Annotated in this window: 10 protein-coding genes and 1 pseudogene; 5 read left to right on the top strand and 6 right to left on the bottom strand. The window is 71.6% G+C overall.

The genetic code is table 11. The annotated features are described in order from the left end of the window. Positions 1-52: 52 nt before the first annotated feature. Positions 53-772 (top strand): annotated as a pseudogene (locus ACFPP6_RS26550) (gamma-glutamyl-gamma-aminobutyrate hydrolase family protein); the annotation flags it as partial. A 34-nt stretch (positions 773-806) separates the two neighbouring features. Beyond that, the gene (locus ACFPP6_RS26545) at positions 807-971 is read left to right on the top strand and encodes a hypothetical protein (protein WP_382047536.1); all 165 of its coding nucleotides are present in this window, start codon (positions 807-809) and stop codon (positions 969-971) included. Between the two features lie 61 nt (positions 972-1,032). Here ACFPP6_RS26545 and ACFPP6_RS26540 read toward each other — a convergent pair whose 3' ends face one another. Further along, positions 1,033-1,644, bottom strand: coding sequence for a TetR/AcrR family transcriptional regulator (locus ACFPP6_RS26540; RefSeq protein WP_382047232.1), 612 nt, complete (start codon positions 1,642-1,644; stop codon positions 1,033-1,035). Between the two features lie 112 nt (positions 1,645-1,756). Here ACFPP6_RS26540 and ACFPP6_RS26535 point away from each other — a divergent pair, with 112 nt between their 5' ends. The 3 genes from ACFPP6_RS26535 (at position 1,757) to ACFPP6_RS26525 (ending at position 6,273) form a co-directional block, all read left to right on the top strand. After that, a complete protein-coding gene (locus tag ACFPP6_RS26535; protein WP_382047229.1) occupies positions 1,757-3,265 on the top strand; it encodes a carboxylesterase/lipase family protein in 1,509 nt (502 codons plus the stop codon). A gap of 198 nt (positions 3,266-3,463) precedes the next feature. Continuing rightward, entirely contained in the window at positions 3,464-4,687 is a 1,224-nt protein-coding gene (locus ACFPP6_RS26530; protein ID WP_382047226.1) for a serine hydrolase domain-containing protein, read from the top strand. Beyond that, positions 4,684-6,273, top strand: a complete 1,590-nt coding sequence (locus ACFPP6_RS26525) for an alpha/beta hydrolase (RefSeq protein WP_382047223.1) — start codon at positions 4,684-4,686, stop codon at positions 6,271-6,273. The genes ACFPP6_RS26530 and ACFPP6_RS26525 overlap by 4 nt, the downstream gene beginning before the upstream one ends. 45 nt (positions 6,274-6,318) lie before the next feature. Here ACFPP6_RS26525 and ACFPP6_RS26520 read toward each other — a convergent pair whose 3' ends face one another. The 5 genes from ACFPP6_RS26520 to dacB form a co-directional block, all read right to left on the bottom strand. Continuing rightward, positions 6,319-7,680 carry an MFS transporter gene (locus tag ACFPP6_RS26520; protein ID WP_382047220.1) on the bottom strand — a complete coding sequence of 454 codons (1,362 nt, stop codon included), beginning with the start codon at positions 7,678-7,680 and terminating at the stop codon, positions 6,319-6,321. 12 nt (positions 7,681-7,692) lie between these two features. Further along, entirely contained in the window at positions 7,693-9,555 is a 1,863-nt protein-coding gene (locus tag ACFPP6_RS26515) for an outer membrane protein assembly factor BamB family protein (protein WP_382047217.1), read from the bottom strand. A 183-nt stretch (positions 9,556-9,738) separates the two neighbouring features. Continuing rightward, positions 9,739-10,515, bottom strand: coding sequence for a flavin reductase family protein (locus ACFPP6_RS26510; protein ID WP_382047214.1), 777 nt, complete (start codon positions 10,513-10,515; stop codon positions 9,739-9,741). A gap of 25 nt (positions 10,516-10,540) precedes the next feature. Beyond that, complete coding sequence (locus ACFPP6_RS26505) at positions 10,541-11,209, bottom strand: GTP cyclohydrolase II (RefSeq protein ID WP_382047212.1); 669 nt, start codon at positions 11,207-11,209, stop codon at positions 10,541-10,543. 377 nt (positions 11,210-11,586) lie between these two features. Then, positions 11,587-13,197, bottom strand: a complete 1,611-nt coding sequence (dacB, locus tag ACFPP6_RS26500; protein WP_382047209.1) for a D-alanyl-D-alanine carboxypeptidase/D-alanyl-D-alanine endopeptidase — start codon at positions 13,195-13,197, stop codon at positions 11,587-11,589. Positions 13,198-13,560: the final 363 nt, after the last annotated feature.

Raw genomic sequence — 13,560 nt, 5'->3', positions numbered from 1 at the left:
CGACGGACGCGGTTCGGCGCACACGGGATACGACCTGAAGGCCGTATCCGCGATGTCGGGCCTGGCGGGTGACGTACAGGTGGAAGGCCGGACGCTGCCGCCCGGGGCGGCGGCATCGGGGGCCGCAACCCCTGCCCGTCCGGCTGAGGCCTCCCAGGTTCGCGCCCACCTGGAAGGGGTCCACGCCCTTCTGATCCCCGGGGCGCCGTCCGCCAACGACACCCAGATCGCTTCCGAGCGGGGCACACCCAAGGATGCGAAGTACAACTCCGTCGACGCGCCCAAGACCAAGGAGTACGTCCTGGAGGAACACCGGAGCCGCACCGCCTACGAACTGGCCCTGATCGAACAAGCGAAGAACCTCGGCATGCCGGTCATCGCGGTGTGCGCAGGCTCCTGGCGGTTGCTGGAGGCTTACGGAGGGGCCGTGGAAACGCTGCCGGCCGCAGAGCGCGCCCTTCATACCGACAAGAACAACCCGTGGGGTCTGCGACACCCGGTCGACATCGTCCCCGGCACGCGACTTGCGGACGTCTTCACGCCCGTCCGGCCGGGCGCAACGGACGCGCCGCCCGTCGCCCCGGTGACCAGTACCCACTGGGCGGCAGCTTCCGAGATCGCCCCCGGATCCTTCCGGCAGAGCACACGGGCCGCGCAGGACGCCGAAGTACGACGGCTTCCCGACGACATCCTGGCCGTCGCCGCGCGGACCTCGGCGGACGGCTCGTCGTCGGTCGAGGCCTTCGAGACGCGCTCGGGCGCGCCCGTGATGGGCATCCAGTGGCCCCGAAACCCACCTGCCCGGCATGCCCGGACGGGATGTCACCGACGCCGAAGGCACCCGCCCGGACCCGGCCGTGGCCTCCTCGGAAGGCCTGTTCCGGCACTTCGTCCAGGCGGCCCTGGCCTACCGCCACCGGCGCGACATGCACGAGGAGTTCAGCACCTCGCACCCAAAGCCGGCTCCGTAACCACAGGCCGGACCTTGGTCAGCATCGGGTTCAGGAACCGCTCGGGTGGCGGAACGCCGCGTTACGCGCCGGGCCCACTTCCCGTGAACAGCCTGTCCAGGTACTGGTCGACCGCCTTGAGCGCGTCCTCCGGATCGATCACGTTCAGTTCGATGAGGGGCGTGAAGCCGGTGAGGGCGAGGAGCAGGTTGGTCTCGGTCGCCGGGTCGCGGTCGGGCGGGATGTGGCCGTCGGCGATCGCCCGGCGGATCAGCTGCTCGACGAGGGCGCGGCCTTGGAGCAGGCCGCCGCGCGCCCGTGCGTGGACCTCCTCGTCGTGCAGCGCCTCCAGGACGTAGGCGGCGCTCATCCGGCTGGTGGCTCGGGCGTCGGCGTGCAGTGGGAGCGTCTCCGCGAGCATCAGGCGGAGCACGTCGCGGGGGTGAGGCCGGTCGCCTAGCTCCTGCAGACCCTGGCCTACGCGCTGCGAGGTCTGTTCGGACGCGAAGTCCATGGCGAAGGAGAGCATCGCCCCGCGCGAGGCGAAGTAGTGCTGCAGCGCCCCGTGGGAGATGCCGGCTTCCTGGGCGACTTCGCGCATGGTCAGGTGCGCGACGCCGCGCTGCTCCACCACGCGCCACAGCGCCCGGGCGATCGTTTCTCGGCGTTCGCGGTGGTCCACCTGTTTCGGCATGGCTCCGCCTTCCCTGTGGTTCCGGCTTCCGACCCGCAACTCTTTTTCTTACAGTTGACATAATACACTTGGCCGATAACGCTGGGAGGTACTCGCAGAGAAAGGACGCGCCATGTCCGAACAGCCGAGCGTGCGCACCACCGACGGCCTGGTGGAGGGTCGTTGGCGACAAGGACACGCGGTGTTCCGCGGCATCCCCTACGCCCGGCCGCCGGTGGGAGCGCTCCGGTTCGCCGCACCCGCCCCGCCCCTGCCCTGGGAAGGGACCAGGCAGGCCGCGGAGTTCGGCCCCGCGGCACCGCAGTCCGGCCCGGTGCGCACGGATCCGGGGGAAGGCACGGACTGGCTGACGCTCAACATCAGCACTCCGGATCCGGGCGCGGCGGGGCTGCCGGTGCTGGTGTGGATCCACGGGGGTGCCTACATCGCGGGGGCTTCGAGTGACCCGATGTACGACGCGGCGGCGCTGACCGGCGCGGGCCTCGTCGTGGTGAGCATCAACTACCGGATCGGCGCCGAGGGTTTCGCCCTCCTCGGGGGCGCACCGCCCAACCGCGGATTCCTCAACCAGATAGCGGCGTTGCAGTGGGTGCAGCGGAACATCGCCTCCTTCGGCGGGGACCCCGGCCGTGTCACCGTCGCCGGGCAGTCCGCCGGGGCGGGGTCGATCGCCGCCCTGCTGGCGATGGAGCCGACCCGCGGCCTCTTCCGGCGGGCCGTCGCCCACTCGGTGCCGGGCAACTACTGCACCCCCGCCCTGGCCGGTCAGGTCGCCGCCGCGCTCGCGGACCGGCTCGGCACGGCGCCCACCGCCGCCGCGCTCGCCGAAATCGAGCCCCAGCGCCTGGCCGACGAACTCACTTCCCTCAGCGCCGGCCTGCCCGGCCGCCGCGCGCGCTGGGGACGGCTCGCTCAGACCGGTGTCGCCATATGCCCCGTCGTGGACGGTGAGGTCCTCCCCGAAGCGCCCTGGCCCGCGCTCACCGGAGGCCGCGCGAGCGGAACCGAGCTCCTCGTCGGCCATACCCGCGACGAGTTCCGGCTGTTCAGCGTCTTGAGCGGACGGCTGGGGACCTTCACCGACGAGGACGCCCGTACAGCCCTGGAGCTGTTCGCCCCGGGGCCGGACGGCGCGGAGGCCTACCGGGCCGCCCACCCCCGGGCGACCTCGCAGGAGCTGCTGGAATCGGTGTACTCCGACGCCCTGTTCCGGATGCCTTCGCTGCAGCTGGCCGAGGCGAACGCGGCGGCCGGCGGCACCTCCTTCCTGTTCGAACTGCAACTGCCCACCCCTGCCTTCGGAGGGACCCTGGGCGCCTGCCACAGCCTCGACGTCCCCTTGGCGTTCGGCACACCGGACAGCCCCGCCGGCAGGGGCCTCCTCGGCGACCGGCCGGCCCCCGAAGCCGTCGCGGTATCGCGCGAACTCCGGCAGGCGTGGGTCCGCTTCGTCACCACCGGCGACGCCGGATGGCCCGCCTACCGCCCCGATCAGCGGCTGACGCGCGTCCTGGACGCCGGATCGCGGACCGTGCCCTATCCGGAAGAGGCCTCCCGCCGGATCTGGGAAGGCCGCCCCCCGACCCTCTTCGACCTCGTGCGACCCGCCGGAAGCCGGTAGTGGAGCAGGCCCCCGAAGGGATACGGGGGCCTGCCGGAGTGATCCCGGGCGGGTGCGTCACTAGCGTTCCGGTGTATGACACGTGTACGGCGCAGCGAGAGCAGCACCACCGCAGGAAGTCGCTTAGGACGTCGCGGACGTCGCTCGGGAAGTCGCTCACGAGGCCGCTTTCGAGGGCACCGTACGGCAGCGTTCGCCGTGGCGGTGATCGCTCTGACGGGCCTCGCCACCCCCTCGGCCGCCGCGGCGGGGACCGCGGCCCTCCCCGCGTCCTCCCCCGGGTGCGACGCCGCACACGTCGCGGTGGCCGCCTCCCTGGACACCCTCACGCACCGCCACGGCATACCGGGCGCGGCCGTCGAAGCGGACGGCGGCCGGTGCGGCAAGTGGAACGTCGCCCGCGGCGTGGCCGACCTCGGCACCGGCCGGCCGATGAACGCGCAGGACCGGCTGCGGATCGGCAGCGTCAGCAAGACGTTCACCGCCGCGGTCGTCGTGCAGCTCGCCGCCGAGGGCCGGATCGGGCTGGACGCCCCGGTCGAGCGCTACCTGCCGGGGCTGATCCGGGGCAACGGCCACGACGGCCGCAGGATCACCGTGCGCCAGCTGCTCCAGCACACCAGTGGGCTTCCCGACCACACCGAAGCCCTCGTGGACAGGCCCGTGGAGGAGTGGCGCCACCGCCACTTCGAACCCCGCGAACTGATCGCGACCGCGATCGAGCAGCCCCGCCCGGACAAGAAGTGGCACTACTCGACGACCAACTTCCTCATCGCCGGGCTCGTCGTCGAGAAGGTCACCGGACGCGGCGTGGAGGCGGAGGTGACCCGCCGGATCCTCCAGCCGCTCGGCCTGCGCGACACGTACTGGCCGGGCGACGAGACGCGCATCCGGGGCCCGCACTCGCGCAGTTACTTCACCGGCCCCGACGCACCGGACGGCGCACCGTCGCCCCGGATCGACGGCACCGAGTGGAACATGTCCTTCGGTGGCGCGGGCGGCGCGCTGATCTCCACGCCCGCCGACGTCAGCCGGTTCTTCGGTGCGCTGTTCGGCGGCGAGCTGCTGCCCGCGCGGTGGCTCGACGAGATGAAGCGCACCGTGCCCGCCGACCCGGACCGGCTGTGGCCCGGCGCCCGCTACGGGCTGGGCCTGATCGCGACTCCCCTGGAGTGCGGCGGCTGGTGGTGGGGGCACGGCGGGACGGTGCCCGGCGGCCACCGGGCGCTGGGCGCGGTCGGCCCCGGTGGCCGGAGCGTGGCCCTCGCCCTCAACCAGGTGCCCAATACCGACCGGGCGGAAGAGGACTTCCGTGCCGTCGTGAACACCGCGTTCTGCGCCGCCGACCGCACCGGTCACCTCGACATCACTGACCGCACTGACCACACCGACAGCACCGACCGCACCAAGGAGACCCCGTGACCATTCTCAGCTCCGTCGCCGCGCGCCGCGCCTCGGCCGCGGGCCTCGCCCTCACCGCCTGCCTCACCGCGGCCCCGGCGGCCTTCGCCTCCACGCGCACGGCCCCCGTGGCACTGCCCGCCGCGGCACCGCCCGGGGCCGGCCTCGACCGCTACTACCAGCAGCGTCTCGACTGGCGCAGCTGCGTCAAGGGCCCCGACGACACCACCGGTCGTGACCTGGAGAAGGCCGGCGCGCAGTGTGCGGACGTGACCGTACCGCTCGACTACGCCGACCCCGGCGGCCGTACGATCACCGTGGCGATATCCCGGCTCAAGGCCACCGACACCCGCCGCCGTGTGGGCCCCCTGCTGATCAACTTCGGCGGTCCCGGCGGGCCCGCCCTCGGCGACCCGCCGGAGATGCGCAAGGCCATGAAGGACGTCGGCGCACGGTACGACATCATCGGCATGGATCCGCGCTCCGTGGGCCGCAGCACACCGCTCGACTGCCACTGGCCCGTGGGCCACTCCATCTACTCGGCCGGTCTCGGCCGGGAGAGCTTCGACCGGCAGGTCGCCCTGCACAAGGACCTGGCCGCGAAGTGCCGCGCCGCGGGCGCCTCCATGCTCCCGCACATCAGCACGCGCAACACGGCCCGCGACATGGACGTCATCAGGGGCGCGCTCGGCGAGCGCAAGATCTCCTACCTGGGCTACTCGTACGGCACCTACCTGGGCACCGTCTACACCCAGTTGTTCCCCGGCCGCTACGACCGGATGGTCCTCGACGGGGCGATCGACCCGCGCCGCTACAACCCCCGGTTGCTGCGGGGCGTCGAGAAGGAGAACGAGCAGGCGCTCGCCGACTGGGCGGCCTGGGCCGCGAAGAAGCACGACGCCTACGGCCTCGGCCGCACCCGCGCCCAGGTGCTCGCCACCGTCGACCGCGTCGTCAAGGCGTCCGCGCGCGGGCTGACCCTCGGCACGGGCACCGACTCCTTCCGGCTCGACGACACCCAGGTGCCGACCCTGATCTTCGGCGCGATCTCGTCGGACACCGACAGTGCGCGGGCGGAGTTCGGCGACCAGGTGTCCACCCTGGCCAAGGCGGCGGACAACCAGCCCGCTCCGCTCTCCCCCGAGTTCAAGAAGACCCTGCAGGAGATGCTGACCAGCAAGAACTCGCAGTACGGAAGCGCGCAGACGGCCATCCTCTGCGGGGACGGCGCCGCCCCGCGCGACCCCGAGATCTACTGGCGCGACATCGAGCGCAGCCGCGCCACCCACCCGCTGTTCGGCCCGCTCACGAACAACATCGGCCCGTGCGCCTTCTGGGACCGCCCGCGCGAGGAGCCCACACGGGTACAGCACGACGCCCCGGCGCTGATCGTGGCCGCCACCGGCGACACGCGTACCGACTACGAGGGCGGGCGCGCGCTGCACGGCATGCTGCCCGGCTCCAAGCTCATCACTGTCAAGGGCGCCAACCAGCACGGCGTCTACCTCGAGTACGGCAACGCCTGCGTGGACCGGCAGGTCAACGCCTACCTGGCCACGGGCGAACTCCCGGCGAGCGACCGGACGTGCGTCAAGACGGACGGCTGACAGCACGGCCGGCAGCACGTCCGAACGGCACGCCTCCGGCCGTGGTCACCCCCGGCCGGAGGCATCCGGATGTTCGGTGAAGCTCCCCGCGGGCGATCCGTCGCGCGGGGAAACCTCACGAGCGGTCCCGGGGGAGCCGTCGCCGGGCGCGTCGGGCGCCGCGGGTCCGGCGGGGGCCCCGGTGTCCGGGTTCTCGTAGCGCAGCGCCGAGCGGTGGCTGAGGAGCCAGGCCAGCGGTACGACGGCGACCACGGCGAGAACCACGAAGATCGCCCGGGGCCCGAGGAATCCGCCGAGGAAGGCGATCACCGAAGGAGCCGCGGCGGTCGGAAGTCCGGTTGCCAGCCGCCACATCCCGGTGGCCCGCCCGATCAGCTCGGGCGGTACGGAGCTGAACATCTCCATTTCCGTGGCCACCGCGATGACGTTCTCACAGATGAAGAAGAGGGTGAGGGCCGCCGTGGCCGCCACGAGGCCCACGCCGGAGGCGATGAGCAGCAGGCCCCCGCCGGCGCTGGCCAGGCCCAGCACGGTGACGGTGCGGATCTTCCACCGGGGGATCTCGGCCGTGATCAGTGCTCCCGTGAGCCCGCCGACGTTGGCCACGGCCAGGGCGACGCCGATGGAGCTCGGCGACGCGTCCAGCACGTCGCGGGCGAGGAAGACGAAGAGCGCCGTGGTGCCGGTCGAGAAGGTGAAGCTCGCGGGCACCATCAGGAGCAGCAGCGTGCCCATCTTCTCCCCGCGGGAGAAGATGCGCAGCCCGGCACGCAGCGATTCGGCGAAGGAGACCGGGGCCGACCGGTACCGCTTCTGGCCGGCCACCGGGTTCACGCCGAGGAACCACACGACGAGCGGGGCCAGGAACGTCGCGCTGTTGAGCCAGAGGAGTCCGGTGTAGCCCAGCGGGCCGACGAGCAGGGAGGCCAGTGCCGGCCCGAGGATCAGACTCGTCTGGAACAGCACGGTCAGCGATCCCCGGGACCGCCCGGTGCTGTCCGGGAACATGGCGGGGATCCCCGCGAGCCAGCCGGCCCGGTAGGAGACGGCGCCGATCTGCACGAGCGCTTCCGCCACGTACAGGCTCCACACGGGCGCGGGCCCGCCCAGCAGCGCGAAGTTGAGGGCCAGCGAAGCGCAGAGCTGCAGCAGCAGTCCGGGCACCACCAGGACGCGTGAGCCGTAGCGGTCGACCACGTGGCCGAGGAACGGGCCCGCGATGGTGATCACCAGCGGGGAGACCGCGACCAGCAGGGCCATCGTCGCAAGGGAGCCCGTGTAGCTCAGCACGAGCAGGGGCAGGGCGAAGCCGTACATGCCCTCGCCGAGGTTGTTGGCGAGGTTCCCCGCCGCGAACACCCGGAACCGGGAGTCCCGCCATGGGCTCGGCTCGGTCTTCAGGCTCACCCGACTACCGTCTCACTTCCCGTATCCGGCGGGCAGATAGACCGTGCGCAGGAGCAGGGGCCCCTCTTCGGTGACGTCCCGTATCTGGAGGAAGCCGCCGCGTCCTCCCACCAGCAGCAGGTTGCGCGGCGAGCCGTCCCGGCCGGTGCGCCTGGCCAGGGCCTTGGGGAAGTCCTGGAAGGGCTCGACGACGCCCAGCACTTCGGGCGAGCGCGTCTCGTACACCGCCATCTGCAGGCCGTAGGACGTGGCGTACACCCGGTCGCCGATGACCGCCGCGCTCTCGACGGTGTTCTCCAGCATGTCGAACCAGTGGCCCGTCACCTTGCCGGTGGCCACGTCGACGGCCTTGACGGCGAACTCGCCCCCGGTCACCAGGACCGTGTCCTCGTGGCGTTGCATCCGCTTGCAGTAGCCGCCGAGTTCCACTCGCCAGCGTTGCTCGCCGGAGGGCTCGAAGCAGAAGACGACTCCGTTGCGGGTACCGAAGAGCAGCTCTCCGGCCGGCCCGTAGGCGCAGGTCCACGCCACCAGCCCGGCCAGGTCCAGCGTGCGCAACCGCTCTCCGGTGCGCGCGTCGTGTTCGAAGGCGCCTTCGTTGGCCGCCACCAGCACCCGCTCGCCGCCGGCGTCGGGGCTCAGGTCGTGCAGGTGCGGTGCGAAGGGGACCCGCCAGAGGGACTCTCCGTCCCGGTCGTGGCGGAAGAGGCTTCCCGAGCGGGTGACGCCGAGGAAGGTGCCGTCCGCGAGCGGCCGGACGCGGCGGACGAAGCCCAGGCCGAGGTCCCACTGCCGGGTGACCCGTACGTTCGGGTGGGAGGCTTCGACGTCCGTCAGTTCGACGGCGAGCACCCCGGTGTCCGTCGCGACGAGGTAGCCGTCCTCGGTGAGCGGGTCCGGCTGGATGTCCCACACGCACCGGCTGTCGAAGTCGAGGCGGGCCAGCCGCTCGCCCTCCGGGGAGACCCGCTCCATCTGCCCGTCCTGGGTGAGCACCACCAGGTCGCCGCGGGAGGTGATCGTCATGTCGGTGATCTGGTGGCGGAAGGGTGCGATGGTCCGCACGATGCGCGGCTCGCTCTCCCGGTTGTCGAAGACGGTGATCTCGCCTTCGAAACCCGCGCAGTAGGCGAACGAGAAGGTGTCGTCGAATTCCAGGGCCTCGACGTCGTCGGCCGCGAACTTGAAGTTGTGCAGCATCCGTCCGTCCGGGCTGATGACCACCACCCCGTTGGCGACGTACAGGGCGTCGTCCTCGCCCGCGTCCTGCGTCACCCAGTACCGGTCGTGACGGCGGTCGTAGCGGACCCGGTGCAGGTTGAGCTTGTCGTCCAGCCGCACGTGGACGGGGAAGTCGAAGGCCGCGAGGTCGCCGATGTAGAGGTTGCCGTGCTTGTCGGCGACGCACTGCTCACCGGGCCGCTCGGTGCAGAACCACTCGAGGAAGTGGTCGGTGATGGAGGGCCGCACCTCGATGAGGTCGAAGGTCCGCGCGTCGATGACCGCGATCTCCATGTAGCCGTTGTTGACGTACAGCTTGTCCTGCCAGACGCAGATCCCGCGGTTGATGAGGGTGGAGGGTTCCTCGCCCTCCAGGTACTCGCCGTCGCCCCGCAGGTGCTGCGCGTCGAGCGAGTTGACCGGGTGCAGCGAGTGCAGGCTCCACTGGGTCACCGTGCCGCGGGCGTCCTTGGTGTAGGCGAAGTCGCCCGAGGTGGTCACCGCGTAGACCGGCGCGACGGACTCGGGGTTGCGGCCGGAGCGGATCAGCTCGAAATCCTCGTCCAGCAGGTGGAGGCCGCCGCGGATGTCGGTGACGAGAAGCCCGTGCCCCTCGACCCGGACCACCCTGGCGGCGCGCTGAGTAAGCTTCATGAGTGTGCTCTCTCCCGGCGGTCGTCGGCGGAGGGGGCCCGGAAGCCCCGGACGAGGGGGCTTCCGGGCCTGTCATCGCTCTGCGGTGCCTGCTCCCGGTTACTTGACCGAGAGGGTGTAGCGGCGGACGGCCTTACGCATGCTGTTCACCTCCCTCCATTCCGATCGGACAGGGTCCACCGGTCACGTCGTCGGCAGCGCGACGCGTACGGGCCGGCAGTCTGGGCGGGCGACGATCAGTGCGTCGCCCGGTAGGGGGGCTCGTGGCAGCTCGATGACGACGTCCAGGTCCTCGCCGTCGCGCACGGTGCCGACCGGGACTTCCGGGCCGCCGGCGCCCGGGGACAGGGTGACGGTCCACGGCACCGGCTGCTCCGGATCGTCGACGCCCTGCGCGGAGGCACACAGGCGCACGGTGCCGTCGGGGTACGCGGTGGCGGAGCCGGTCACCTGCCGGCTGAGGATCCGCTCGCCGAGCTCGTACATGCCCCCGTGTTTGACCAGCGGGGCGGCGTTGCGCGCCGGATCGACCGTCATCCACACGGCTTCTCCGACGATCAGCGCGTAGTCGGGGAGGTCCACCACCGACCGGACCCGGCACTCGGCGCTGAGCGTGCCGCCCTCGACGGTCGGTGTGCCGGTCACGGCCGGCTCGCGCAGCCGCAGTCCGGAGGCCGAGCTCTTGTCTATCTCGGCGCCCGTGAAGGTGCCGGCGAAGTTCGCCAGGGAGGCCATGGACGCGTCGCAGAGGGTCAGGCCGAACTCGCGCCGCTCCAGGATGAGCCCCGTGGTGTGGTTCTTGATCTGGCAGCCGACGGCGAAGTGCGGTGGCCGCCGGGCCACGAGGTAGGTCCACTCCGCGGACATGAGGTTCACGCCGCTCCGCCCGGTCGCGGTGATGATGCCGACCGTGGACGTCCCGTACCGCATCAGCTGCTCGACCAGATCCTGGCTGATCATCCCTGCGCCCCCTCGGTGGTTCCGGTCACGACAGCGCTTCCTTGACGTCACGGCCGGCATCGAGGGTGAGCCCGTGCCGGGTGACCGTGGATTTCGCCGCGAGATAGCGGATGTTGTGGGGGTTGGCATGCGTCTCGGTGGGTATTTCGTGGACCACCTCGATGCCGTTCCGGCGCAGCTGCTCCGACTTGTCGGAGTTGTTCGTCAGGAGATCGATCCGATGTATGCCGGCCGCCTGGAGCATTTGCGCCGCCACCGCGTAGTCGCGGGCGTCGGGCGCGAATCCGAGCGCGGTGTTCGCCTCGAAGGTGTCCATGCCGGTGTCCTGCAACGCATAGGTGTCGATCTTGTTGTAGAGACCGATGCCGCGGCCCTCCTGCCGGAGGTAGACGAGCGCCCCGCCGCGTTCGTGAATTCTGCGCTGCGCTTCGCGCAGCTGCGGGCCGCAGTCGCAGCGTAAGGAGCCGAAGACGTCGCCGGTCAGGCACTCGGAGTGGACGCGGACCAAGGGGATGTCCCCCGGTGTCCCCATGCCGATCAGTACGTGCTCGCCGCTGTGGGAAAGAGCGTCGAATGAGGTGACGGTCGCTTCCACGGGCCGGCCGATCCCTATGTCCAGCGGGACGACCACGGTTCGGCGAACTGTGGCTCCGCCGCGTTCATCAGGGAAATGCCCCGGTCGCTCTGACGCCATCATGCCCCTCCTGATACGTGACCGACGCACCTGCCCCATCCGACCGCATCACAGGGACAGTTACGTGAATCACTCCCACCCCGAGCACCACCGCCCACACTAGCCAATGCCCGTCCCCTGAACCTTGCATAAATGCGCCAGAGTTCACGGGTCAAACACAAGTCAAACAAGTGGCGCTTTTCAGGAGTTCCTCTCCGGTTGGTCCGGTTTTGGGCTGTGACTCCTGATGCGGGAGAGAATCCCGAAGGGGTCTCGGAGATCGACATCCGAGCCGGGCGACGATCGGGGCTGACGATTTCTCACGCCTCGCCCGAGGCACGCCGCCCGTTCGCGGAAGTACCCGGCTCCTCAGCGCCCGGCCCTCGGTGCCCGGCTCCTCAGTGCCCGCGGAGCGGCCCGTTCTCGCGGGCGGCCGCCTGTTGCTGGAGGAGGGCAGCGATGTGGTTGAGGTCGTCGATGATGGCGAGGAGGCCCTTGATGTCCGGTGCGGAGGCGCCGTTGACGCCGATGAAGAAGGTGTGGCGCCGGCCGCGGCCGGTGTCGAAGTAGCCGGCCAGGGTGTCGCCGCCCACGGCCAGCCGGTTGTTGACCGCGTCGAAGCCGGCGACCGTGCCGGGTTTGGCGAAGACCTTGCCGTGGGCCGGGCAGGTGGCCGCGCGGGTGCAGGAGCCCGCGAGGGAGCCGTCGACGCCCAGGATCGGCAGGGCCTTGCGGAACCGCGCCGCGTCGGGGGTGCGCTCCCAGAACCTCAGCAGGCGCGGGAAGGCCGTCGGGACGATGCGGTCCACGGGGTTGCCGCCGCGCCCGTCCAGGAGCTGCAGCTGCCGCGGGTCGACCCCGGCCCTGCGGACGAACTCGGCGAGCGGCCGGAAGCCGTCGTCGCAGCTGCGGCTCCCGGCGTGCACGGCCATCAGGCAGATGCCCAGGTTGGCCCCGAGGTTGTGGCTGACCTTGAGGATGACCTTGGCGTACTCGGCGTAGGGAGGCGACACGTACGCCGCGACGCGCTCCGTGGCGTGCCGGTCCTGCCGCAGGAGGCCGGCCGGGTTGGGGCCGGTCGCGTGCGCATGGACGGTGACGCCCGCACGGCCGAGCGCCTCGATGAGGGCGGTCCGCCCGAAGGCATCGGGGTTGCGCACCGGGGACACCCTCAGGACGGGCTTCGCCCCGGCCGCGATCGTCCCGGTGAGGGTGATGTGCGTGCCGTCCGGCGAGGCGGTGACGGAGATGTCGGTGGTGCCGCCCGCCGGGACGGTGCGCACCTGCGAGTCGACCCGGTACGGCGCGACGTGCGGGCGCCAGTCGAGCCTGGCGGGCCGGCCGGCGGACGTCGGGGTGGTGAGCAGGTCGATCACGTTGTCGTTGACGATGAGCGGGGTCGGGCCCGGGTCCAGGTTCGCGGACGAGGTGAAGAGGCGGGAGTCGACGACGACGTCCCCGTTGACCTCGGTGATGCCCGAGTGCCGTACCTGGCGGGCCAGTTCGTCGATGCCCGCCAGCGGGTTCTGCGGGGTCAGCGTCGCGCCGGGGACGTCGTTGGCGTAGGTGTGGTCGACGTCGGTGTACTCCATGGTGCCGCCCGGGCCCGTCCGGCCGCCCAGGCTGAGATCGCCCTGGCCGACGAGCACGAGGTGACCGTCCAGCGCCGAGTGGTTCCGGTGCCCGACGGCCAGCACGGGCGTGGTGAACCGGTGGTCGCCGCCGATGGTCCGCCAGGTGGCCGAGACGCTGAACAGCTTGGCCGCGGAGCCGGGGATGAAGAACTCCCCGGCGTTCTCCGACCGGACGGTGCGCCCCTTCTCGTCGACCTCCAGCAGGCCCCACCGCGCGTGCTCGTACCCGGGCTTCCTCATCACCGCCTCGATGGCGGCGCCCGGCCCGCGCTCGCGCACCGCCGCCGCGGGGCCGGCGGACGCCGCCGTCAGCGCGGTGATCACGGCGACCGCGACGCCCGCCCGTGCCCGCCATCCCCGCGTGAAGCCCGTCATCGCGCCACCTGTTCCCACTCCGGCTCGACCGCCGTCCGCCACGGCCCGTGTCCGTGCCGATTGCGGCAGCCGTACCGCGCGGGACACCCCCGCCGAACCCCCCGGCCGGTACCTTCACCCGCGCGGGCCAGCCCCGGCGGGACGGGAAACACGTTCAGCCCAGCGGGTGCCGGCCGCCGGGTGCGCGTCCGGCGGTGCGACCGGCCTCGACTGACGGTCCGTCACACGGGTACGGGCATCGCCGGCGTGGCGAGCGTCCGGTCGGCCACCTCGGCGGGGGCCGCGGTGATGACGTCGTCGAGCGCGGCCCGGGGCGGCCGTGGCCGGGGACGCCATGAGTCCCAGTGCCGCGCAGCAGACGGC

It is taken from the genome of Streptomyces aureoversilis (assembly GCF_042657885.1).
Taxonomy (GTDB): Bacteria; Actinomycetota; Actinomycetes; order Streptomycetales; family Streptomycetaceae; genus Streptomyces; species Streptomyces aureoversilis.
Note: the sequence above shows the minus strand (reverse complement) of the source record. Positions and strands in the feature narration are given on the sequence as shown.